17 protein-coding genes and 2 rRNA genes are annotated in these 23,014 nt (G+C 67.1%); 12 read left to right on the forward strand and 7 right to left on the reverse strand.

The window, feature by feature from the left end; all coding sequences use genetic code 11:
* Positions 1 to 314: 314 nt before the first annotated feature.
* The 9 genes from B7495_RS00645 (at position 315) to B7495_RS00685 (ending at position 14,825) form a co-directional block, all read left to right on the forward strand.
* A 23S ribosomal RNA gene (locus B7495_RS00645) occupies positions 315 to 3,442 on the forward strand.
* A gap of 124 nt (positions 3,443 to 3,566) precedes the next feature.
* Positions 3,567 to 3,683, forward strand: a 5S ribosomal RNA gene (gene rrf / locus B7495_RS00650).
* A 149-nt stretch (positions 3,684 to 3,832) separates the two neighbouring features.
* On the forward strand, positions 3,833 to 4,852 hold the full coding sequence (locus tag B7495_RS00655; protein ID WP_088454887.1) for an adenosine deaminase: 1,020 nt from the start codon (positions 3,833 to 3,835) through the stop codon (positions 4,850 to 4,852).
* The gene (locus tag B7495_RS00660; protein ID WP_088454888.1) at positions 4,849 to 8,475 is read left to right on the forward strand and encodes a bifunctional proline dehydrogenase/L-glutamate gamma-semialdehyde dehydrogenase; all 3,627 of its coding nucleotides are present in this window, start codon (positions 4,849 to 4,851) and stop codon (positions 8,473 to 8,475) included. The genes B7495_RS00655 and B7495_RS00660 overlap by 4 nt, the downstream gene beginning before the upstream one ends.
* Positions 8,476 to 8,511: 36 nt before the next feature.
* Entirely contained in the window at positions 8,512 to 9,138 is a 627-nt protein-coding gene (locus B7495_RS00665) for a hypothetical protein (RefSeq protein WP_088454889.1), read from the forward strand.
* A 219-nt stretch (positions 9,139 to 9,357) separates the two neighbouring features.
* Positions 9,358 to 10,359 (forward strand): 3-oxoacyl-ACP synthase III, encoded by a 1,002-nt coding sequence (locus B7495_RS00670; protein ID WP_088454890.1) that lies wholly within the window; start codon positions 9,358 to 9,360, stop codon positions 10,357 to 10,359.
* Positions 10,356 to 13,061, forward strand: a complete 2,706-nt coding sequence (locus tag B7495_RS00675; RefSeq protein WP_088457797.1) for an alpha/beta fold hydrolase — start codon at positions 10,356 to 10,358, stop codon at positions 13,059 to 13,061. Before B7495_RS00670 ends, B7495_RS00675 begins: the two co-directional genes overlap by 4 nt.
* Positions 13,058 to 14,029: an NAD(P)-dependent oxidoreductase gene (locus tag B7495_RS00680; protein WP_088454891.1), complete on the forward strand. Its 972-nt coding sequence runs from the start codon at positions 13,058 to 13,060 to the stop codon at positions 14,027 to 14,029. The genes B7495_RS00675 and B7495_RS00680 overlap by 4 nt, the downstream gene beginning before the upstream one ends.
* A gap of 355 nt (positions 14,030 to 14,384) precedes the next feature.
* Positions 14,385 to 14,825 carry a YdeI/OmpD-associated family protein gene (locus B7495_RS00685; RefSeq protein ID WP_088454892.1) on the forward strand — a complete coding sequence of 147 codons (441 nt, stop codon included), beginning with the start codon at positions 14,385 to 14,387 and terminating at the stop codon, positions 14,823 to 14,825.
* Between the two features lie 40 nt (positions 14,826 to 14,865).
* Here B7495_RS00685 and B7495_RS00690 read toward each other — a convergent pair whose 3' ends face one another.
* From B7495_RS00690 to B7495_RS00700, 3 genes are all read right to left on the reverse strand, one after another.
* Complete coding sequence (locus tag B7495_RS00690) at positions 14,866 to 15,228, reverse strand: GntR family transcriptional regulator (protein WP_088454893.1); 363 nt, start codon at positions 15,226 to 15,228, stop codon at positions 14,866 to 14,868.
* On the reverse strand, positions 15,225 to 16,193 hold the full coding sequence (locus B7495_RS00695; protein WP_134497274.1) for a hypothetical protein: 969 nt from the start codon (positions 16,191 to 16,193) through the stop codon (positions 15,225 to 15,227). Before B7495_RS00695 ends, B7495_RS00690 begins: the two co-directional genes overlap by 4 nt.
* Positions 16,194 to 16,263: 70 nt before the next feature.
* Positions 16,264 to 16,701 carry an Lrp/AsnC family transcriptional regulator gene (locus B7495_RS00700; protein WP_088454895.1) on the reverse strand — a complete coding sequence of 146 codons (438 nt, stop codon included), beginning with the start codon at positions 16,699 to 16,701 and terminating at the stop codon, positions 16,264 to 16,266.
* Positions 16,702 to 17,008: 307 nt separating this feature from the next.
* Between B7495_RS00700 and ddaH the strand changes: the two genes are divergently transcribed.
* Both ddaH and rocD read left to right on the forward strand, forming a co-directional pair.
* Entirely contained in the window at positions 17,009 to 17,800 is a 792-nt protein-coding gene (gene ddaH, locus B7495_RS00705) for a dimethylargininase (RefSeq protein WP_088457798.1), read from the forward strand.
* Positions 17,797 to 19,062 (forward strand): ornithine--oxo-acid transaminase, encoded by a 1,266-nt coding sequence (gene rocD, locus B7495_RS00710; protein ID WP_168195349.1) that lies wholly within the window; start codon positions 17,797 to 17,799, stop codon positions 19,060 to 19,062. Before ddaH ends, rocD begins: the two co-directional genes overlap by 4 nt.
* A gap of 50 nt (positions 19,063 to 19,112) precedes the next feature.
* Here the strand turns inward: rocD and B7495_RS00715 are convergent, their stop codons facing one another.
* The 4 genes from B7495_RS00715 to B7495_RS00730 all read right to left on the reverse strand — a co-directional run bounded on the left by B7495_RS00715 (position 19,113) and on the right by B7495_RS00730 (position 21,920).
* A complete protein-coding gene (locus B7495_RS00715; protein ID WP_088454897.1) occupies positions 19,113 to 19,478 on the reverse strand; it encodes a LysR family transcriptional regulator in 366 nt (121 codons plus the stop codon).
* A gap of 78 nt (positions 19,479 to 19,556) precedes the next feature.
* Entirely contained in the window at positions 19,557 to 19,952 is a 396-nt protein-coding gene (locus tag B7495_RS00720) for a sortase (RefSeq protein ID WP_240632329.1), read from the reverse strand.
* A 64-nt stretch (positions 19,953 to 20,016) separates the two neighbouring features.
* A complete protein-coding gene (locus B7495_RS00725; RefSeq protein ID WP_165787867.1) occupies positions 20,017 to 21,408 on the reverse strand; it encodes an MFS transporter in 1,392 nt (463 codons plus the stop codon).
* Positions 21,405 to 21,920, reverse strand: coding sequence for a MarR family winged helix-turn-helix transcriptional regulator (locus B7495_RS00730; RefSeq protein WP_088454899.1), 516 nt, complete (start codon positions 21,918 to 21,920; stop codon positions 21,405 to 21,407). The genes B7495_RS00725 and B7495_RS00730 overlap by 4 nt, the downstream gene beginning before the upstream one ends.
* 162 nt (positions 21,921 to 22,082) lie before the next feature.
* Between B7495_RS00730 and B7495_RS00735 the strand changes: the two genes are divergently transcribed.
* Positions 22,083 to 23,012, forward strand: coding sequence for an alpha/beta fold hydrolase (locus B7495_RS00735; protein ID WP_088454900.1), 930 nt, complete (start codon positions 22,083 to 22,085; stop codon positions 23,010 to 23,012).
* The last annotated feature ends 2 nt before the right edge of the window (positions 23,013 to 23,014 follow it).

Here is a 23,014-nt window from a genome sequence, read left to right on the forward strand (position 1 = left end):
CCGGTTTGGTTGTCGAGGGAATGTATATGCACGCTGTTGGGTCCTGAGGGACCGGAACACGAATCACTTTCGAGTGGTGAGTGGACTTTTCCTCTGGACCTTTTTCGGTCAGCAGTCGAGCTTCAGTGATGGAGCCGCTGGTCGTAAGGGGTACCGCCCGTACTTTGAGAACTACACAGTGGACGCGAGCATCTTAAATTTGAACCCTTCGGGGTCAAATTACAAAGATCAACACACTTTTCGAAGTGTGTGATCATTGGTCAATTTCGGTCGCGAATTTATTCGCGGCACTTAATCGATTCAAACTCATGTGATTTCAAATTTTCAAGAGCAAACGGTGAATGCCTTGGCATGTAGAGCCGAAGAAGGACGTAGTAATCTGCGATAAGCCTCGGGGAGTTGATAAACGAACTGTGATCCGAGGATGTCCGAATGGGGAAACCCCGCCAGGCCCGCAAGGTGACCTGGTGACTCCCGCCTGAATATATAGGGCGGGTAGAGGGAACGTGGGGAAGTGAAACATCTCAGTACCCACAGGAAGAGAAAACAATAGTGATTCCGTTAGTAGTGGCGAGCGAACCCGGAAGAGGCTAAACCGATCATGTGTGATAGCCGGCAGGCGTTGCATGGTCGGGGTTGCGGGACTTTTCTGCTGATTCTGCCGAACAGTGAGCGTTACAAAGGAATATAGACGAACAGGATTGAAAGCCTGGTCATAGAGGGTGCGAACCCCGTAGTCGAAATGTTCCAATGGCGCGAAGAGTATCCCAAGTAGCACGGGGCCCGAGAAATCCCGTGTGAATCTGTCAGGACCACCTGATAAGCCTAAATACTCCTACATGACCGATAGTGAACAAGTACCGTGAGGGAAAGGTGAAAAGTACCCCGGGAGGGGAGTGAAATAGTACCTGAAACCGTTTGCTTACAAACCGTTGGAGCACCCTTTGTTGGTGTGACAGCGTGCCTTTTGAAGAATGAGCCTGCGAGTTAGTGATATGTGGCGAGCTTAACCCGAGAGGGGAATGCGTAGCGAAAGCGAGTCTGAATAGGGCGATTCAGTCGCATGTCCTAGACCCGAAGCGAAGTGATCTATCCATGGCCAGGTTGAAGCGACGGTAAGACGTCGTGGAGGACCGAACCCACTTCAGTTGAAAATGGAGGGGATGAGCTGTGGATAGGGGTGAAAGGCCAATCAAACTTCGTGATAGCTGGTTCTCTCCGAAATGCATTTAGGTGCAGCGTTGCGTGTTTCTTGCCGGAGGTAGAGCTACTGGATAGCCGATGGGCCCTAAAAGGTTACTGACGTTAGCCAAACTCCGAATGCCGGTAAGTGAGAGCGCAGCAGTGAGACGGTGGGGGATAAGCTTCATCGTCGAGAGGGAAACAACCCAGACCACCATCTAAGGTCCCAAAGCGCGTGCTAAGTGGGAAAGGATGTGGAGTTGCATAGACAACCAGGAGGTTGGCTTAGAAGCAGCCACCCTTGAAAGAGTGCGTAATAGCTCACTGGTCAAGTGATTCCGCGCCGACAATGTAACGGGGCTCAAGCACGCCACCGAAGTTGTGGCATTGATATTTTTGGTAAGCCGCACCCTTGTGGTGTTGGTTCAGCCGTGTTGATGGGTAGGAGAGCGTCGTGTGGCCAGCGAAGCGGCGGTGTAAACCAGCCGTGGAGGCTACACGAGTGAGAATGCAGGCATGAGTAGCGAAAGACGGGTGAGAAACCCGTCCTCCGAAAGATCAAGGTTTCCAGGGCCAGGCTAATCCGCCCTGGGTAAGTCGGGACCTAAGGCGAGGCCGACAGGCGTAGTCGATGGACAACGGGTTTATATTCCCGTACTGATGAAAAACCGTCCAAGCTAATCCAGTAATGCTAAGCATCTGAATCCTCTAGATGGATCCCTTCGGGGTGAAGCGTGAGGCCTAGCGTGCGACCCTATGCTGGTGCGGTTAGCGTATTAACAGGTGTGACGCAGGAAGGTAGCTGAGCCGGGCGATGGTTGTCCCGGTCTAAGGATGTAGGGCGAACGATAGGCAAATCCGTCGTTCATTAAGCCTGAGACCCGATGGGTAGCCCGTAAGGGCGAAATCAGTGATCCTATGCTGCCAAGAAAAGCATCGACGCGAGGTTTTAGTCACCCGTACCCCAAACCGACTCAGGTGATCAGGTAGAGAATACTAAGGAGATCGAGAGAATCGTGGTTAAGGAACTCGGCAAAATGCCCCCGTAACTTCGGGAGAAGGGGGGCCTGAGGCGTGAAGGGATTTACTCCTGGAGCGTTCGAAGGCCGCAGAGACCAGTGGGAAGCGACTGTTTACTAAAAACACAGGTCCGTGCCAAGTCGCAAGACGATGTATACGGACTGACGCCTGCCCGGTGCTGGAAGGTTAAGAGGAACGGTTAGCCGCAAGGCGAAGCTGAGAATTTAAGCCCCAGTAAACGGCGGTGGTAACTATAACCATCCTAAGGTAGCGAAATTCCTTGTCGGGTAAGTTCCGACCTGCACGAATGGCGTAACGACTTCCCAGCTGTCTCAACCGCGAACTCGGCGAAATTGCATTACGAGTAAAGATGCTCGTTACGCGCAGCAGGACGGAAAGACCCCGTGACCTTTACTACAGCTTGGTATTGGTGTTCGGTGTGGCTTGTGTAGGATAGGTGGGAGACTTTGAAGCTTGGACGCTAGTTCAGGTGGAGTCATCGTTGAAATACCACTCTGGTCATATTGGATACCTAACTTCGAACCGTGATCCGGTTCAGGGACAGTGCCTGGTGGGTAGTTTAACTGGGGCGGTTGCCTCCTAAAAAGTAACGGAGGCGCCCAAAGGTTCCCTCAACCTGGTTGGCAATCAGGTGTCGAGTGTAAGTGCACAAGGGAGCTTGACTGTAAGACTGACAAGTCGAGCAGGGACGAAAGTCGGGACTAGTGATCCGGCAGTGGCTTGTGGAAGCGCTGTCGCTCAACGGATAAAAGGTACCTCGGGGATAACAGGCTGATCTTGCCCAAGAGTCCATATCGACGGCATGGTTTGGCACCTCGATGTCGGCTCGTCGCATCCTGGGGCTGGAGTAGGTCCCAAGGGTTGGGCTGTTCGCCCATTAAAGCGGTACGCGAGCTGGGTTTAGAACGTCGTGAGACAGTTCGGTCCCTATCCGCTGCGCGCGCAGGAAATTTGAGAAGATCTATCCCTAGTACGAGAGGACCGGGATGGACGAACCTCTGGTGTGTCAGTTGTTCCGCCAGGAGCACCGCTGATTAGCTACGTTCGGAACGGATAACCGCTGAAAGCATCTAAGCGGGAAGCCGGCTTCGAGATGAGATTTCCATCCCTTAGGGGGAGAGGCTCGCAGCTAGACTACTGCGTTGATAGGCCGGATGTGGAAGAGAGGACTAAAGACTCTTGGAGCTGACCGGTACTAATAAGCCGATAATTTGATAACACTCAGTTTGAATAAGCTGCTATGCGTCCACTATGTGGTTCTCGATGTACGGTCGAGAACAAACGCCCTCCACGGAGGGCTCTATAACTAAAAAATATAGAATCGATTCACCATCACCAGGTGTTTCGGCGGCTATAGCAAGAGGGAAACGCCCGGTCACATTCCGAACCCGGAAGCTAAGACTCTTTGCGCCGATGGTACTGCAGGGGGGACCCTGTGGGAGAGTAGGACACCGCCGGACTTAACTTAGAAACACACAGAAAAGCCACCCCACCCGGGGTGGCTTTTCTGCGTTTAACCCCACCCCCGGTTCCGCGAGTTTTCGGTGCTCAACTCACAGTTCGCGGACATGGCACGATGGGGACTCACCTTAATCCGGGGGAGAGAGCTATGACCGTCGCCACCTGGCCCGTCGCGGAACTGCACGTGCACATCGAGGGCACCCTCGAGACCGAGCTGCTCGTGACCCTGGCCCGACGCAACAACGTCGAAATGCCCAGCTACGACCCCGCGGCCTTGCGAGAGCTGTACAGGTTCACCGATCTGCAGTCGTTCCTCGACATCTACTACGAAAACCTGGCGGTGCTTCGCACCGAGGCCGACTTCTACGATCTCGGAATGGCGTACCTCACCCGCGCATCCGCCGCAGGAGTGCGCCGTGCCGAGATCTTCTTCGACCCGCAGACCCACTTGGCCAACGGCATCCCCCTCGACGTGGTGTTCGGCGGCCTCACACGCGCCCTCGGCGACGCCCGGGCCACGCTGGGCATCTCCGCCGACCTCATCCTCTGCTTCCTCCGTCATCTGGGCGGTCGGGCCGCAATGGAGACCTTGGAGGCGGCCCTCCCGTACCTCGACCAGTTCATCGGCGTCGGACTCGACTCCGCCGAGGTCGGTTTCCCGCCCTCCCTGTTCACCGAGGTCTTCGCCAAGGCCACGGCCCTCGGGCTGCACAGGGTGGCGCACGCGGGCGAGGAGGGCGGGCCGGACTACGTGCGCGAAGCCCTCGACCTGTTGGGGGTGGAGCGGATTGATCACGGCATCCGCGCCATCGAAGACCACGACCTCGTCGAGATTCTCCGCAAGCGGCAGATCCCGCTCACGGTGTGCCCGCTCTCGAATGTGTGCCTGCGGGCCATTCCGATGCTCGGCCTGCATCCGCTGCCCGCCATGCTCGCCGTCGGCCTTCTGGTGACCGTCAACAGCGACGACCCCGCCTACTTCGGTGGCTACGTCGATGACAACCTGGCGGCCCTGCAGCGCGAGTTCAGCCTGGATCACCACCAGATGGCGACGCTGGCCCGCAACTCGTTCGTGGCCTCGTTCCTGCCCGAAGATGAGAAACGCCGACACATCACGGCCGTGGACGAGCACCTTGAGGGGCTGCTGCGACTAACCTCGGGAGCATGAGCAATAGCCTCCCGAACGTGCAGCAGGACCTCGGTGTGGAGGTCGTGGCCCTGGTCACCAAGTGGCTGGCCGACAGTGCGACGATCCCAGCAGACGTTTCCGCTGAGCGGCTCGCCGGCGTACTGAAGGACCCCAACGGGCTCGACTTCACCGTGGGGTTCGTCGACGGCGTCATGCGACCGGAGGACGTGATGGTCGCCGGCTACAACCTGCAACGGGTGGCCAAGCTCGCGCCGGCCTTCCTGCCGCCGGTTCTGCGAGGCGCCATCGGCGTCGGCGGCGTCATGGGCCCGGTACTGCCGTGGGTCGTGATCCCGGCAGCCCGCAAGGTGCTGCGCCAGATGGTCGGTCACCTGGTGGTGGATGCGACGGCAGACAAGCTCGGCCCCTCCATCGAGGCACTCAAGGAATCCGGCAACCGGCTCAACATCAATCTGCTCGGCGAAGCCGTGCTGGGCGAGAAAGAGGCGCTGCGTCGCCTCGCCGGCACTCGCGAACTCCTGGCCAGGGACGACGTGGACTACGTGTCGATCAAGGTCTCCTCGATCGCCAGCCAGCTGTCGATGTGGGCGTTCGACGAGGCCGTCGACAGGGTCGTCGAACGCCTGACCCCGTTGTACGAGCTCGCCGCGGCGTCACCGACACCCAAGTTCATCAACCTCGACATGGAGGAATACCGCGACCTCGACCTCACCATCGCGGTCTTCGAACGCATCCTCGACCAGCCGCGGCTGCAGGGCCTCGAGGCCGGAATCGTGCTGCAGGCCTACCTGCCCGACGCGCTCGGCGCGCTGCAAGGCCTCACCCAGTGGGCGCACGCCCGCCGAGCCGGCGGCGGCGCCCCCATCAAGGTGCGCCTGGTCAAGGGGGCCAACCTTGCGATGGAGCACGTGGATGCGACGGTGCACGACTGGCCGCTTGCCACCTACGTCAGCAAGCAGGACACCGATACCAACTACAAGCGTGTGCTCAACTGGGCGCTCACCCCGCAGAACACCGACGCCGTGCGCATCGGGGTGGCCGGGCACAACCTGTTCGACGTGGCCTATGCGCACTTGCTCGCCGAGCAGCGCGGTGTAGACGACCGCATCGAGTTCGAAATGCTGTTGGGCATGGCCACGAGCCAGGCCGAGGCCGTGAAGAAGGACGTCGGCCGGCTGCTGCTCTACACGCCGGTGGTGAACCCCGCGGAGTTCGATGTGGCCATCAGCTACCTCATCCGCCGCCTCGAGGAGAACGCGAGCGAGGAGAACTTCATGTCGGCGGTGTTCGAACTGGCCGACACCCCGGCCCTGTTCGAGCGGGAGAAACAGCGCTTCCTCGACTCTCTGGCCGCCCTCGAGACCGCCCCGGGCGCGCCGGGCGGCACCGTGTTCGTGCCGCCGGCGAACCGGGACCAGGACCGCTCGGTGGTTGTGCCTCTCGAGCCCCTGCCCGACATCGACTCGCCCCCGCTGACGACCCCGCCGGCCGACGCCGACGACCCCAACCTCACCGCGATGGTGCTCGGCCTGACCCGGGGTTCGGTCTCCACGAGCCGGTCGGTTCTGGGCGGTTTCCACAACGAACCCGACACCGACCCGTCCCTCCCGGCGAACCGCGCCTGGGGCCGGAGCATCCTGGCCAGGGTCGAGACGTCGATGCTGGGCAGGGAGAGCATCAAGCAGGCCCGCATCGATGACGCCGACAGGCTCGATGAGGTCATCGCCACCGTCACCGCGGCCGGAGCCGCCTGGGGGCAGAAGCCGGGCATCGAGCGCGCCCAGGTGTTGCACCGCGCGGGTCTGGCCCTGGCCGCCAACCGCGACCGCCTGATCGAGGTGATGGCCTCCGAAACCGGAAAGACCATCGCCGAGGGTGACCCGGAGGTCAGCGAAGCCATCGACTTCGCGCACTACTACGCCGCACAAGCCCGCGAGCTCGACAGGGTGCAGGGCGCCATCTTCGTACCCTCACGGCTCACCGTGATCACGCCGCCGTGGAACTTCCCGGTGGCCATCCCGGCCGGCGGCGTGCTCGCCGCCCTTGCCGCGGGCTCCGGCGTGATCATCAAGCCGGCGGCTCTCGCCCAGCGCACCGGCGCCGTGATGGTCGAAGCGCTCTGGGAGGCCGGGGTTCCGCGCGAGCTTCTCGCCCTCGTCGACCTGCCCGACCGGGCTCTCGGTAGCCGGCTGTTGGCCCATCCCGACGTTGACAGGGTCATCCTCACCGGTGCCTACGAGACCGCCACGCTGTTCCGCGGCCTGCGAGAGGACCTCCCGCTCCTGGCCGAGACCAGCGGCAAGAACGCCATCATCGTCACCCCGTCCGCCGACCTCGACCTGGCCGCCGCCGACGTGATCAAGAGCGCCTTCGGCCATGCCGGCCAGAAGTGCTCCGCCGCCAGCCTGGTGATCCTGGTCGGGTCGGTCGCGCGGTCCACCCGATTCCTGGGCCAGCTGGTGGATGCCGCGACATCGCTCCGGGTGGGCCGCCCCGCCGACCCGGACAGCCAGATGGGCCCCATCATCGAGCCCGCCGACGGCAAGCTGTTACACGCGCTGACCGAGCTCGGCGCCGGCGAAAGCTGGCTGGTCAAGCCCCAGCTGCTCGATGACGACCTCGAGACCGGGGTCGGGCAGCTGTGGTCGCCCGGCATCCGCAGCGGCGTCGCCCCCGGCTCGTACTTCCACCTCACCGAGTTCTTCGGCCCGGTGCTCGGTGTCATGCACGCCCGGAATCTCGAGGAAGCCATCCGCTACCAGAACGCCGTCGACTACGGGCTCACGGCCGGGCTGCACTCGCTCGACGCCGACGAGATCGCCCAGTGGGTCGACACGGTTCAGGCCGGCAACCTCTACGTGAACCGCGGGATCACCGGCGCGATCGTGCGGCGACAGCCGTTCGGCGGCTGGAAGCGCTCGGCGGTCGGACCCGGCTCCAAGGCCGGCGGCCCCAACTACCTCTTCGGTCTGGGCGGCTGGGTCACCGATCCGGGAGTCAACAGCTCCACCCTGCACCTGCGGGGCCTCGAACAGCGCATCACCGATCTCATCGAGGCTTCTCAGCCGTCGCTGCCCTACGAGGAGTTCGACGTGTTGCGCCGCTCGGCGCTCAGCGACGCCCTCGCTTGGCGTGAAGAGTTCGACGTTGTCGCGGACGTGTCCGCGCTCGGGCTGGAGCGCAACCTGTTCCGGTACCGCCCGCTGCCGGTCACCGTACGGCTGGGCGACGACGGCAGCCTGGCCCTGCTGTTGCGCGTGATCGCGGCCGGCCTGCTGTCCAAGTCCAGGTTCGTCGTCTCCAGCGCCGTGCCGGTGCCGCCGAGGGTGCGAGCGGTCCTCGCTCCCCGCGATATCCCCGTGATCATCGAAAGCGACGAGGAATGGCTGGCCAGGGCTGCCGCCGGCGGAATCAGCACGAGCCGGGTGCGGCTGATCGGCAGCGACCCGCAGGCCGGAGCCGCTGTTGCAGCCACGGCTTTCGCCCACGCCCTCGGCGGCAGCCCGGACATCGCCGTCTACGCGCATCCGGTCACCCAGTCCGGACGGGTCGAGCTGCTGCCGTTCCTCCGGGAACAGGCGATCTCGATCACCGCGCACAGGTTCGGCAACCCGAGCACCCTCACTGATGAGGTCATCTAGCGCAATAATGGCTGCGGTCGAAGGCGAGGTGATCCAGTGGCAGCACCGACGTTCCTCCGGCTGCGCCGTGAGGCCTGGGGATTCATCATCGGGTCGGTGCTTTTCATCGTGGGTGCCGTTCCCGGTTTTTTGGATGCCGTCGGCCCGGTGGCCGACAACCTGACCTTTTTCATCGGCTCACTGTTCTTCACCCTCGCCGCGTTCATCCAACTCAATCTCAGCGGTCGGCGGCCGCCGCGCAGCACCACCAACCGGCCGGACCGGTTCGACTGGTGGGCCGCGGCCATCCAGTTCGCCGGCACCCTGTTCTTCAACCTGAGCACCGTGACGGCTCTGGCGGCCAGTCTCGGCGGCACCGAGCGCACCGGGTGGCGTCCGGATGCCTACGGGTCTGTCTGCTTCCTGCTCTCCAGTCTCCTCGCCGTTGTTGCGACCACCGGGCGAGATGCCCTGTGGGACCCGAAGGCCCGAACCTGGCGGGGTGCCTGGCTGAACCTCCTGGGGTCAGTGGCCTTCGGCATCGCCGCGGTCGGCGCGTATCCGATAGCGGAGTCCGGCCAACAGTTTCTGGCGAGCTGGGCTACTGTCGGCACCATCACGGGTGGTGCCTGCTTCCTGGTGGCCGCCGCCCTCACCAGACCCGGTACGCCACGCCTCTCCTGACCCTCCCCGAACCCGGGCGCGCGGCCCGGTGACGGCACCACCGTCAGAAAGGCTGATAATGGAAGGTAAGCGTCGCCGCATCCACCGACATCCGGAGCCGCTGTGGGCATCAGCTTACGCACGGTTGACACCCAGACTTCTGGGAGAAAATCGATAGGACATGATTTGTCGCCACCCATAACTCGACAGGGGACCCCGTTGGACGGAAACGCAACAACGATGCACCGCAATGTCGCGTTGTTGTCGGTCGCCACGACCATCGCCCCGCGCATCACCACCTCCGAAGAGATCGACGCTCGCCTGCAGCCGGCGCTCAAGCGACTGCGCCTGCCCAAGGGGCTGCTGCAGCGCGTCGCCGGAGTGCACGAACGACGCAATTGGGACGTGGGGCAGGCCTTCGACGACGCCGCCGTCTCCGCGGGCAAACGTGCCCTCGCTCAAGCCGGTGTCGATCCCAGCGAGGTGGGGTTGATGATCAACACCTCGGTCACCCGTAAGCACCTGGAACCCTCTGTCGCGGTGCGCATCCACCACGGACTCGGTCTGCCGTCGTCGGCCACGAACTTCGATATCGCCAACGCCTGCCTGGGCTTCGTCAACGGCATGACCCTGGCCGCCCAGCTCATCGACTCCGGCCAGATCAAGTACGCCGTGATCATCGACGGCGAGGATGCCGACGAGATCCAGACCAACACCATCGAGCGCCTCGGCCGGCCCGACATCGGACGCAAGGACTTCATGAGCGAGTTCGCCAGCCTCACGCTGGGCTCCGGCGCCGCTGCGGCCGTGCTCGGCCGGGCCGACGCGCATCCGGAGGGACACCGCATCCTCGGCGGCGTGACCCGGGCGGCCACCCAGTTTAACGACCTCTGCGTCGGCAGCGTCGACGGCATGTTCACCGACGCCAAGGCCCTGCTCAAGGGCGGCATGGAACTCGTCGTGTCGGCCTGGACCGAAGCCAAGCGGGATTGGAGCTGGTCGAACATGGACCGCTACATCCTGCACCAGGTGTCTGATGTGCACACCAACGCCATTGTGAAGGCAACCGGCCTGGACCGCAGCAGGGTGCCGCTGACCTACCCCAGCTATGGCAATGTGGGGCCCGCCTCCATCCCGATCACGCTCTCCGAAGAGGCCGCTCGGCTCCAGCCCGGCAACCGGGTCTTGCTGATGGGCGTCGGCTCCGGTCTCAACACGGCCATGATGGAGATTCAGTGGTGAGCTTCCGGCTGCCGCGAACCGCGACGGCCCTCGCTCCGGCGAGCGTGCCGCCGAGCGGGCTGCCCGGCCTGGACCCGGACTGGTCCCGGATCGTCGATGTCGTCGAGAGCAGCCTGGCTGATGACGGCACGGCGCCAGGTGCCAGTCACGCCTGGCATCTGCTCGACAACGGCGAACAGCTGGCCGCGCTCGGGGCGGAGCCGGTCGGCACGATCCTGTGCGTGCACGGCAACCCCACCTGGTCCTACCTTTGGCGTGACCTCGTGGCCCAGGCCACCGCGGCGGCGACCACCGGCCGGCCGGCCTGGCGCGTCATCGCGGTCGACCAGCTCGACATGGGTTTCTCGGAGCGCACCGGCGTCGCCCGCCCGCTCGCCCGACGAGTGCGCGACCTCGACGACCTGACCCGTGCCCTCGGCCTCACCGGTCCGGTGGTGACCTTCGGCCATGACTGGGGCGGCGTGGTCTCCCTGGGCTGGGCCGTCGACCACCCCGAGCACCTCGCCGGCGTCATGCTGCTGAACACCGCCATCCATCAGAGCGACACCGAACCCATCCCCGCCCCGCTGCGCCTCGCGCTCGCCCGCGGTGTGCTCGGTGCCGGCACCGTGACCACCACGGCGTTCCTGGACACCACCCTCGCGCTCGGGCACCCGGCCCTGCCGGCTGCGGTCAAGAACGCCTACCGGGCGCCGTACCGCACCCCCGCCCGCCGCGGCGGCATCGGCGGCTTCGTCGCCGACATCCCGGTGGACGCCCGCCACGACAGCCACGCGGAGCTCGACCGCATCGCCGAGTCGCTCCGCTCGCTCACGGTTCCCGCCCTGCTGCTCTGGGGTCCGCGGGACCCGATCTTCAGCGACAGGTACCTCGACGACCTCAGCGACCGGCTGCCGCACGCCGCCGTGCACCGCTTCGAGGGTGCCGGACACCTCATCGCCGAAGACGTGGACTACGCCGGCGCCGCACTCGGCTGGCTTGCCGAGAGCCTGGTCGAGCTGAGCCCGGTGGTCGAGCTTGTCGAGACCCAGACGGCGCCTGCCGACGTACTCCAGCCCCTCTGGCACTACCTCGACGAGCTGCGGGACAGCGACGAGACCGCCCTCATCGACATGGCTCCCGGCAAGGGCACCGACCCCCGCGTGGTCAGCTGGCGGCTGCTCTCCCGCCGGGTCCGCGAGATCGCGGCCGGTCTGCACCAGATCGGCGTGCGCCGCGGCGACCGCGTCTCCCTGCTCGTGCCGCCCAGCGCCGACCTCACCGCGGTGCTCTACGCGTGCATCCGCCTCGGCGCGATCGTGGTCGTGGCCGACGCCGGTCTCGGACTCACCGGCCTGACCCGCGCGGTCCGCGGCGCCCGCCCCGACCACGTCATCGGTGCGTTGCCCGGCCTGATGGCCGCCAGGGCCCTCGGCTGGCCCGGCCAGAGGATCTCCGTCAACCGGCTTCCCACCGCCAGCCGTCGCGCCCTCGGCGTCTCCTACGCCCTCGCCGATCTGATCTCGCTGGGGCGGGACGAAGAGCTTCCCGAACCGCCCCAGCCGGACGACGTCGCCGCGGTGCTGTTCACCTCCGGCTCCACCGGACCCGCCAAGGGCGTCGTCTACACCCACGGCCAGCTGTCGGCCGTCAGCCGTGCGCTGCACGCCCAGTACGGCGTCGGCCGCGGCACCGGCCTGGTAGCCGGCTTCGCACCGTTCGCTCTGCTCGGCCCGGCTCTGGGTGCCCGCTCGGTGACCCCGCACATGGACGTCACCGCCCCGAAGACGCTGACCGCCACCGCGGTCGCCGCCGCCGTGGCCGCGATCGACGCCACCGTCGTGTTCCTGTCCCCGGCCGCGCTGGCCAACGTCGTGGCGACCCAGGGTGAACTGACCCCGGCCGACCGTGCCGCCCTGGCCCGGGTGACGAGCTTCCTCTCAGCGGGCGCCCCGGTGTCCGAACCTCTGCTGGCCTCGGCCGCCGCCCTGATGCCCGGAGCCAGCGCCCACACGCCGTACGGCATGACCGAGGGCCTGCTGATGACCGACATCACCCTCGACGGCATCCGCGAGGCCGCCATCGACGACGAGGCGCGCGGCCCCGGCGGCGTCTGCGTCGGCCGCCCCACGGCGACCACCCGAGTGCGCATCAGCGCCCTCGACGAAACGGGAACCGCCGTCGGAGAGCTCTCCGAAGCTCCGCAGGTCACCGGCGAGATCGTGGTCTCGGCTCCGCACGTGAAGGACCACTACGACAGGCTCTGGCTCACCGACCAGGCCGCCACCCGCATGGTCACCCCCGGAGAGCGCTGGCACCGCACCGGCGACGTCGGTCACCTCGACGCCTCCGGCCGGCTCTGGGTTGAGGGTCGCCTGCCACACGTGATCACCACGCCGCACGGTGTCGTCACCCCCGTCGGACCGGAGTTAGCCGTTTCGGCCCTGGCCGGCGTCGACCGCGCCGCCGCCGTGGGCGTCGGACCGGCCGGCAGCCAGCAGGTCGTCATCGTCGTCGAGACTGTGCCGCCGGCCACCCGGGTCGGCCTGGCCGAGCCTGCGCTCGCCGCGGCCGTGCGCGGCGTCGCCGGCCAGCCGGTCGCGGCCGTGCTCGTCGTTCCCCACCTGCCCACCGACATCCGCCACAACTCGAAGATCGACCGCACGCGCCTGGCCGGCTGGGCGCACGGCATCCTCACCGGCGCCAGGCTCACCCAGCCATGAGGGTGCTCGTCACCGGTGCCAGCGGCTTTCTCGGCCGGGCTGTCGCGGCCGCCATCGTCGCCGCCGGCCACGAGGTGCGCTGCTTCCAGCGCCGGCCCAGCGGCGTCGCCGGCGCCACTGACGCGCTGGGCTCGATCACCGAGCCGGCCGACGTCGCCGCGGCCGTCGCCGGGGTCGACGCCATCGTGCACCTGGCCGCCAAGGTCTCCCTCGCCGGCCCGCCCGCCGAGTTCGAGACCGTGAACGTGGGCGGCACCCGCACCCTGATCGCCGCCGCCCGCACGGCGAACGTGCAGTGCCTGGTCTTCGTGTCGTCGCCGTCGGTCGCCCACTCCGGGGCATCCATCACCGGCAGTGATGCGCTACCCGCCGACCCCGACCACGCCCGAGGCGACTACGCCCGCACCAAGGCCGCCGCCGAGCTGCTGGCGCTCGCCGCGGACTCGGCCGAGCTGCGGGTCGTCGCCGTGCGGCCGCACCTGGTCTGGGGCCCCGGCGACACCCAGCTGATCGCGCGGATCGTGGAACGCGCCAGGGCCGGCCGGCTGCCGCTGCTCGGGCACGGCGCCGCTCTCATCGACAGCACCTACATCGACAACGCCGCCGACGCCATCGCGGCCGCGCTCGAGCGGGTGGATGCCGTACACGGCAACGCCTACGTCATCACCAACGGTGAGCCCCGGCCGGTGGCCGAACTGCTGGCCGGCATTTGCGCGGCGGCGGGCGTTGCAGCACCGGCCTGGCGCGTGCCGGCGAGTGTCGCCCGTGCGGCCGGCTCCGTCATCGAGACGGCCTGGCGGGTGTTCCCGGGCGAGGATGAACCGCCGATGACCCGGTTCCTCGCCGAGCAGCTCTCCACCGCGCACTGGTTCGATCAGCGCCGCACCCGCGCCGACCTGCACTGGACCCCGGCGGTCTCCCTCGACGAGGGCCTGGCCCGCCTCGCCGAGTCCTACCGCACCGCCTGAGCCCTCGACTAACGGCGCCTGACCCGCACTGCGGCGCGTGCCCCGCAAAGCGGCGCGTGCCCCGCAAAGCGGCGCGTGGCCCGCATAGCTCGGCGGGCGGGGTAGGCGCCGCTGCGCGGGTGGCACGCCACCCGCCTACCGGCGCTTGACCCGCATATCGCTCTCAAAGCCCCGGATGCCCCTGGCGCTACACCTGCACAGCGGCGCCTGACCCGCACAGCGCGCGCGAGCGGGGAGGCCGTGAGTCGCGCCAAGGTGCCCCTTCGGGCGTGCTGAAGGGGCGCAACGCCGCAATTCGCAGGCGATGCGCGCAGGGTGCTTGTCGAGATCCGACCGACGGCGGCATACTCGCACCATGGACTTCCGCACCGTCATCGAGCAATCCGGTGCCACCGCCACGGGCATCCCCGTGCCAGAGGAGGTGGTCGCGGCGCTCGGCCCCGGCAAGCGGCACGCCATCACCGTCACCCTCAACGGGCACAGCTACCGCAGCTCGGTGGCACCGTACCGGGGCGCCTACATGATCGCCCTCAGCGCCGAGAATCGCATCAAGGCCGGGGTGGCGGGCGGCGATGAGGTGGACGTGACCATCGAACTCGACGATCAACCGCGCACCGTCGATGAGCCCGACGTGCTGCGGGCCGCGCTCGCCGCGGACACGGCAGCACGCACCGCCTTCGACGCCCTCTCCTACAGCAACCAGCGCAAGCACGTGCTCGCGCTCGAAAGCGCCAAGACCGACGCCACCCGTCAGCGCCGTCTCGACGCGGTTCTCGCTGAGCTGCGCGGTGCCTGACCTCAGCTACGCGGTGCCGGACCACGCCCGCCCGGTCGGCTCAGCCCGGCAGCCCCAACGCCCCGCGCACGATGGTCAGTGCCTCACCGGGGTCGACCCCGAGCGATTTCGCCCGGTCGGCGTAGGCCACCGCGGCGAGCTGCATCTGCCGCTGCGTCGCATCCCCGGTGGCAGCCACGAAGGAACCCAGCCGCCCGCGCGTCTCGATCACCTCGTCCTGCTCCAGCGCACGGTAGCTGCGCGCCACGGTGTTGGGGGCGAGGCCCAGGTCTTCGGCCAGACGGCGCACCGTGGGCAGCTTGTCGCCGGGCGTCAGGGTGCCGGTGCGCACGGCCTCGATCACCTGGATGCGGATCTGCTCGAAGGGGGGCGTGGTTGAGCGTGGGTCGACGACGAGTCTCACGGGCGGCCGCTCTCGACCGGAGCGGCTACTCCGTGTGTGCCGCGGCGCAGCTCCGCGGCCACGTCCGGCCAGAGCCGGGTGAGGTAGTGCGGCGGACGGCGTGACCCCATCGAGAGCAGAGCCACACCCACCGAGCCCATGACCAGTGGCACGATGGAAAAGGCCACAGACATGGCGGTTCCGGTTCCCGACGAGGGTGTCACCGCCGAGCTGACGGAGGTCAGCACCACGACCACACTGCAGAGCGCCCCCAGCGCGGGAGTCTGCACCAGTGCACGCAGCGTCCAACTGCGGAGAGCGTCGGACCACGCCAACTCCATGTCGTTGCCGGCGGGCTGGCCCCGCCCCACCAAGCGAGTCGACAGGATGCGGCCGACTCCGGCCGATGCGAGCGAGATGATCCACAGCACAAAGCCGGGCCACCACAGAGAAGGGATGCTCGCGTCACTGAGCGCGTCGTCGGGACCGACCAGGATCAGCGCGGCCACGGCGGCCAGTGCCACTCCGCTGACACCCATGGCAACGGGACCGCACCAGAGGTCGACGGTGGAGAGATAGTCCGCACGGCGCGGCGTGGGCGCCCGCGCCACGCGAGGACGATCGCCGAGCGAGACGAACGCCGACCTGAACTCCGCAACGCACAGTCCGACGGCGCCACCCAGGCCGGTCAGAACGATGAGCATCAGCCCGGACCATATGCCGCCGTCCGGTGATTCCGGTAGCGCGATAAGAGAAGCTGTCGAAACGAGCAGAGCGATCAGGGTGCCGACCAACACGCCGCGGGTCCGCGAACGGATGCGCGCGATCAGGACAGGCTCGACCTCCGGTGTGATGGCCAGGCCGGCGCGTCGGGCGGTATCTCGCAGCGCATCCGGGCGAATGACGGCACCTGGCCGAAGCTGCCACGCGAAGACGACCGTCAGCAGTCCGGCCACGACCAGCAGGGTGATCTCGTACGCGTCCACGGGCATCCTCGTTTGTTTGGTATTTGTACCAAGCTAACAAGCCGGGGTGCGCCCGTCAAGGGCCGTGCGGCTACTCCGCGCTGCGGTGGATCAGCCTGGTGAGCACGATGGCACTCCGGGTGTGGTCGACGTTCGGGGCCAGCCGCACCTTCTCCAGCGCCGCCTCGAGGCCGGGGATGTCGCGGGCCCGGATGTGCACGATCGCGTCGGCGCTGCCGGTCACGGTGCCGGCATCCACGACCTCCGGCACGCCGGAGAGGATGCGCAATAACTCGTCGGGCGCGACGGTGCCCCGGCAGAACAGCTCGACGTAGGCCTCGGTGCTCATGCCGTCGATCGACGGGTCGACCTGGATGGTGAAGCCGCGGATGACCTTGTCGGCGACCAGCCGGTCCACGCGGCGTTTCACCGCGGAGGCAGAGAGGCCCACGATAGAACCGATGTCTCCGTAGCCCGCCCGGGCGTTCTGGCGGAGAAGGTCGAGGATGCCGCGATCGAGGTTGTCCATTCGACCAGTGTACGCGCCGAAGTTGCGTGCGCGCCGCTTGCAACGCGCATTACATGCGCCGATTCGCACGAAACGTTGATTCATGCTGTGTGAGACTAGAACCGGCGTCCCTGTGTGATCGGCCTCACCGTTGTACAGGGCTCACGAGAGCGACCTGGTCCGCCACCCACCCGCGTTCCGCCAACGCCTTGGCCGGCGGACCGCCAACAGAGGAGCTCCAGTGTCAATAGATGTCGCATCCGCTACCCCGAACGAGTCGGTCGCGCCAGCCGCGGTGACTCGTACGCCGGTGAAACGCACAATCCTGATGTGCAAACCGGAGTTCTTCACCGTGGTCTACCGGATCAACCCCTGGATGGACCCGGCCCTGCCGACCGACACGAGCCTGGCCGTCGCCCAGTGGCAGACGCTGTACGACACCTACATCGGCCTCGGCTTCGATGTCCACCTGATCGACCCCATCGACGGTCTGCCCGACATGGTCTACGCCGCCAACGGCGGTTTTGTCATCGACGGCATCGCCTACGGCGCCAAATTCACCTACCCGCAGCGCCAGCCCGAGGGCCCCGCCTACATGGACTGGTTCGGCGCCAACGACTTCGACGTGCGCGAGCCCGTCGAGATCAATGAGGGCGAGGGCGACTTCCTGCTCGTCGGCGACGTGATCCTGGCCGGCACCGGCTTCCGCAGCGCGTCGAACAGCCACGAAGAGGTCTCGGCCATCTACGATCGCCCGGTGATAACCCTCACCCTGGTGAACCCCAGCTTTTATCACCTCGACACCGCCATCGCCGTGCTTGACGCCTCCCCGACATCGGGGAACGGCGAGATCGCTTACTTGCCCAGCGCGTTCGACGAACCCAGCCTGGCCATCCTGCGCGAACGCTTCCCGGATGCCATCCTCGTCACCGAGGAAGACGCCGCGATCCTCGGCCTCAACTCCTACTCCGACGGTTACAACGTCGTGATCGCCGCCAAGGCGAAGGACTTCGAACGCCAATTGCGTGCACGCGGCTTCAACCCGATCGGCGTGGACCTGTCCGAGCTCTTGCTCGGCGGAGGAGGAGTCAAATGCTGCACTCTGGAGCTGCGCCGATGAGCGCCCTGACCGATGCGACCGGCCTCACCGCTCAGGTCGGCCTGACCGACCAGAGCGCGGCGATCGCACTTGAGAACCAGCACGCCGCGCACAACTACCACCCGCTGGCCGTCGTGGTCGCGTCCGGCGACGGCGCCTGGGTCACCGACATCAACGGCAAGCGGTACCTCGACTGCCTCGCCGCATACTCCGCCGTCAACTTCGGTCACTCCAACCCGGTGCTCCTGGATGCCGCGCGCGCGCAGCTGGGCCGGATCACCCTCACCAGCCGCGCCTTCCACAACGACCAGCTCGGCCCATTTGTGACCGCCCTGGCCAAGCTGGCCGGCAAGGACATGGTGCTGCCGATGAACACCGGCGCGGAGGCCGTGGAATCCGGTGTCAAGGTAGCCCGCGCCTGGGGCTACCGGGTCAAGGGCGTCGCGGCGGGGATGGCGAACATCATCGTCGCCGGCGGCAACTTCCACGGCCGCACCACGACCATCATCAGCTTTTCCGACGACGAATCGGCGCGCGCCGACTTCGGCCCGTTCACGCCGGGCTTCCGCACGGTGCCCTACGGGGATGCCGCGGCGCTGGAGGCGGCCATCGACGAGAACACCGTGGCGGTGCTGCTGGAACCCATCCAGGGTGAGGCCGGCATCGTGGTACCGCCGGCGGAGTACCTGCCCGCCGTGCGGGAGATCACCTCCCGGCACAACGTGCTCTTCATCGCCGATGAGATCCAGTCCGGCCTCGGCCGCACCGGCGCCACCTTCGCTGCGGAGCAGGCCGGTGTGGTGCCCGACCTGTACCTGCTCGGCAAGGCCCTCGGCGGCGGCATCGTGCCCGTCTCCGCGGTCGTCGGCAACACCGACATCCTGGGCGTGCTGCGCCCGGGTGAGCACGGGTCCACCTTCGGGGGCAACCCGCTGGCCGCCGCCGTGGGGCTGGCGGTGGTGAACATGCTCGCCACCGGCGAGTATCAGCAGCGAGCCAGGGACCTCGGCGCCCACCTGCACGAGAGGCTGCTCGGCCTGGTCGGCCACGGTGTGCTCGAGGTGCGCGGTGCGGGTCTTTGGGCAGGTATCGACATCGACCCGGCGCTGGCCTCAGGGCGCGCGGTCTGCGAGGCCCTGATGGAGCGCGGTGTGCTGGCGAAGGACACCCACGGCTCCACCATCCGGCTCGCCCCACCCCTGGTGGTGTCGGCCGAAGACCTGGACTGGGCGGTGGACCAGCTCACCGCGGTGCTCGAGGAGTTCGGCGCCTCCGTTCGTTAGGCCACCTAGCTCGGAGAGAATCCGGCTGGCCCGGTCGACGCCGGGTCAGCTCAGCGGGATTGGCGGCGCTTGCCGGGCGCGGCCTGGCCCTTGACGGCGGGCGCGCGACCGCGGCCCTTGGACGCCTTGGCCTTGCCGCCGCCGGATCCGCTGCTGTTGCCCGATCCCTGGGACGGGCCGCCGGCCGGCGGCATGTGAGCGATCAGCCCCTTCGCTTCGGCGAGCAGGGCGATGCCGGCCTCGGTGAGATACGGGTTGTCGGCGGCGGGCTCGAAGAGGGGAACGCCGAGCTCGGCTTCCAGGGCGGCGACCGATTTCATCAGCGTCGTGCGCGACACGTTGAGGTTCTTGGCGGCGCGCGCGATGTCCAGTTCCTCGGCGACGGCGACAAAACGCCGGAGCAGTGTGGTGTCCACGGGCATCCTCTCTGCCGCACGCGCGGGTCGCGTGCCTCAGTACAGGCTACGCGGTCGTGACGGCCTTCACTCTTCGGGTCACACGAAGAGCAGCACGATCCCCAGAACCGCCGAGCCGAGGCCGAGGCTGGTCAGGATCAAGCCGGTCAGCCGCAAGGCCTTGCCGTCGTGGTCCGGCGAATGGGTGCGGCATCGTTCAGGGGCCCTGGCGTTGAACCACAGGGTCACGTCGTCGCCGGGCTCCAGGTGCACGGTCTCGTGGCTGTCTGCCCGGGCCTCGTGCACCTCGCCGGTGGTGTCGAACCAGCGGATCACCGGGCCGGACGTGGTGGCCGCGACGACGCCATCCGCCTCGACCCACCGGCCGCCGAAGCCGCGCACCGATAGGCCGATGATGTAGAGCGGAACGCCCACCAGGAGCCCGACGATGGTGAAGATCTCGCTGAGCATCGAGACGATGTCGTGAAGGTCCACCCGTGCCGCCGTTTCCCGTCGTCTGCCTAGGGTGAAATGTTAGCGCGCGCGGCACCCCCCTGGGTCAGCGTGGAGCAGTCGCCTCGACGACCGCGATCTCGCGGGTGGCCGTCTCCCGGTCGCGGTCCTGCCGTGCCGCATCGGCCTTCGCCGTGACGATGCGGATGGCCGAGGTGAGCGGATGGCCGTCGCCGCGGTGCCGCACGTGCAGCCGCGCGGTGCGCGGTGAGGTGCGGGGGCGGATGCGGACCCGCAGGCGCTGGTACCTGATCATCCAGAACAGCACCGCCGCCGCCGCGAGGAGGCCGGAGACCGCGGCGACGCCGATGGCCCAGCGCGGGCCGTACTGGTCGGCGACCCAGCCGACCAGTGGAGCGCCGAGCGGGGTGCCGCCGGCGAAGATGGCCATGTACAGCGCCATCACCCGGCCGCGCATGGCCGGCTCGGTGGTGGTCTGCACGTAGGCGTTCGCGGTGGTCATCAGGGTCAGCGAGGTGAGGCCCACGAAGGCGAGCGAAATCGCGAAGGTGATGTAGCTGGGCATCACGGCGGCGATGGCGCAGGTGAGGCCGAAGAAGAACGCGCCGCCCACCACCAGGCGCATCCGGGGTCGGCTGCGCCGGGCCGAGAGCAGGGCGCCGACCACGCTGCCCACCGCCATGATCGAGCTGAGCATGCCGAACTCGCTGGCGCCCATGCCGAACTCCACGGTGGCCATGGTGGAGGTGAAGATGGCGAAGTTGAAGCCGAATGTGCCCACCAGGAACACCGTGATCAGCACCGCGACGATGTCGGGCCGATGCCAGACATAGCGGAAGCCGGCCATGAGTTGGCCCCGTTCCCGCGGTGCGCGGGGCTGCTTGCGGAGTTGCTTGGTGCGCAGCAGCGTCATGGCGGCGACGGTGAAGGCGAAGGTGACGGCGTTGATCATGAATACCCAGCCGGCGCCGACGGCGACGGTGAGGAGGCCGGCCGCGGCGGGGCCGATCAGCCGGGCGCCGTTGAACGAGGCCGAGTTCAGCGCCACGGCGTTCGAGAGGTTGTCGTCCGGCACCAGCTCGGAGACGAAGGTCTGCCGGGCGGGCGCGTCGATGGCGGCAACGATGCCCAGGCCGAGGGCGAAGAGGTAGACGTGCCAGAGCTCGACGACGCCGGTGATGGTGATCAGGCCGAGGCCCAGGGCGAGTGCGCCCATCAGAGCCTGGGTGAGCATCAGCAGCTTGCGGCGGTCGAACCTGTCGGCGATGAGGCCCGACCACGGCATCAGCACCAGCTGCGGCCCGAATTGCAGGGCCATCACGATGCCCACTGCGGTGGCATTGTAGTCGGTGAGCTGGGTCAGCACGATCCAGTCCTGGGCCGTGCGCTGCATCCAGGTGCCCACATTGGACACCAGGGCGCCGGCGAACCAGATCCGGTAATTGACCACGCTCAGGGAGCGGAACATTGCACTCAACTGTTGGCGAGCTCCTTCATGATTTCGGTGGCGGACGCCAGGATCTGGCGTTGTTCGGGGGTGAGCCGCAGGATGCGCGTGGCTATCCAGTCGTCTCGGCGGCGGCGGGTCTCGCGCACCAGGGTCATCCCGGTGTCGGTGACGGTGAGCACCACCTTGCGGCCGTCCTCGGCGGAGCCGGCGCGGTTGACCAGGCCGGCCTCGACGAGGGCGTTCACGGTGCGGTTCATCGAGGGCGGGGTGACCCGTTCCTCTTCGCTGAGCGCGCTCAGGGTCATCGGGCCGAGTCTGAACACAGCGCCGAGGGCCGAGAACTGGCCGCTGGTGAGTTCGTTGTCGGCCTGCTCCTGGCGCACCCGGCGGGCCAGTCGGCCGTTGGCGAGCCTGAAGTCGTGGCTCAACTCGGCGACGGAGCGGCGCTTGGTGTGCGCCGCCGCGGGGGCCGGCGCTGGCGCGGGTGCGGGTGCGGGTGCGGGTGCGGGGGGACTGGGCGCAATGGGGCTCTCTGACATGATTACTTAGCCTAACAAATTAGCTATGCTAATGATTCCCAGCTCGCCGAATCGCCGCCGAATCGCCACTGAATCGCCGCGACTGTTCCCGAAGCGGACAATTGCGCCCGGTACGCCGGGCGCAAATGTCCGCACGGGCAACAGGTACGGCAGAATAAGCCCGTGCCCACCTTCATCGATGAACACGGCGTCCCGATCGTCTACTACGCCTGGCCGGTCGACAACCCGCGCGCGATCGTGCAGCTCGTGCACGGGGTCGGCGAACACGCCCTGCGCTACCGGGAGGTGGCCCGCGCGCTCAACGCGGCCGGCTACTCCGTCTACGCCGACGACCACCGCGGGCACGGCCAGACCGGGATGCTGCAGCACGGTGGCGACGTCGGCCAGCTCGGTCGGCTCGGCGTCGGCGGTCTGCGCGCGGCCGTCGCCGCCGTGCACGCCTTCACCGGCGTGATCCGGCAGGCCACCCGCCACCAGACCGTTGCGCGGGGCGAGGGACCGGCTGCGCAGACCGGGCAACCGCAGGCACAGCCGGTGCCGCTGGTGCTGCTCGGGCACAGTTGGGGATCCTTCATGGCGCAGATGATCCTCAACCGGTATCCCCAGGACTACCAGGCGGTCGTGCTCACCGGCACGGCCTACCGCTGGCCCGGCTACCTCAACAGCAGGGATCTCAACGCCAGGCACAAGCACCTCGGCTCGACCGGTGCCGAGTGGCTCAGCCGGGACCCGGCGGTCGCGGCGGCTTTTGTGGCCGACCCGCTCACCACGAGCGTGCCGCTCGCCAAGCTGTTCGGCCTGCGCGACGCCGCCCGCATCCTCGGTCGCCCCGCCCGGCGGCTCCCCGCGGACCTGCCCGTGCTCATCCAGGTCGGCGGCGACGACCCCGTGGGCGGGGAACGCAGCGCCCGCAAGCTTGTGGACGCCTTCCGGCGCCGGTCCGGCCTGCGGGATGTGCGCCTGATCGTGTACCCCGGCGCCCGGCACGAGGTCCTCAACGAGATCAACCGCGACGAGGTGCTGGCCGACCTGGTCGCCTGGCTCGACGCGCATCTCCCGGCCGCCGTCTCCGAGTCCGCTGCCGACGATTAGGC

This window comes from Cryobacterium sp. LW097 (assembly GCF_002205495.2).
Classification (GTDB): Bacteria; Actinomycetota; Actinomycetes; order Actinomycetales; family Microbacteriaceae; genus Cryobacterium; species Cryobacterium zongtaii.

Excerpts from the sequence above, each read along its gene's own strand:
- ddaH (WP_088457798.1), top strand. The coding sequence starts at position 17,009 with ATGTGCAAACCGGAGTTCTTCACCGTGGTCTACCGGATCAACCCCTGG.
- rocD (WP_168195349.1), top strand. The coding sequence starts at position 17,797 with ATGAGCGCCCTGACCGATGCGACCGGCCTCACCGCTCAGGTCGGCCTG.
- B7495_RS00730 (WP_088454899.1), bottom strand. The coding sequence starts at position 21,920 with ATGTCAGAGAGCCCCATTGCGCCCAGTCCCCCCGCACCCGCACCCGCA.
- B7495_RS00660 (WP_088454888.1), top strand. The coding sequence starts at position 4,849 with ATGAGCAATAGCCTCCCGAACGTGCAGCAGGACCTCGGTGTGGAGGTC.
- B7495_RS00685 (WP_088454892.1), top strand. The coding sequence starts at position 14,385 with ATGGACTTCCGCACCGTCATCGAGCAATCCGGTGCCACCGCCACGGGC.
- B7495_RS00670 (WP_088454890.1), top strand. The coding sequence starts at position 9,358 with ATGCACCGCAATGTCGCGTTGTTGTCGGTCGCCACGACCATCGCCCCG.
- B7495_RS00700 (WP_088454895.1), bottom strand. The coding sequence starts at position 16,701 with ATGGACAACCTCGATCGCGGCATCCTCGACCTTCTCCGCCAGAACGCC.
- B7495_RS00680 (WP_088454891.1), top strand. The coding sequence starts at position 13,058 with ATGAGGGTGCTCGTCACCGGTGCCAGCGGCTTTCTCGGCCGGGCTGTC.
- B7495_RS00655 (WP_088454887.1), top strand. The coding sequence starts at position 3,833 with ATGACCGTCGCCACCTGGCCCGTCGCGGAACTGCACGTGCACATCGAG.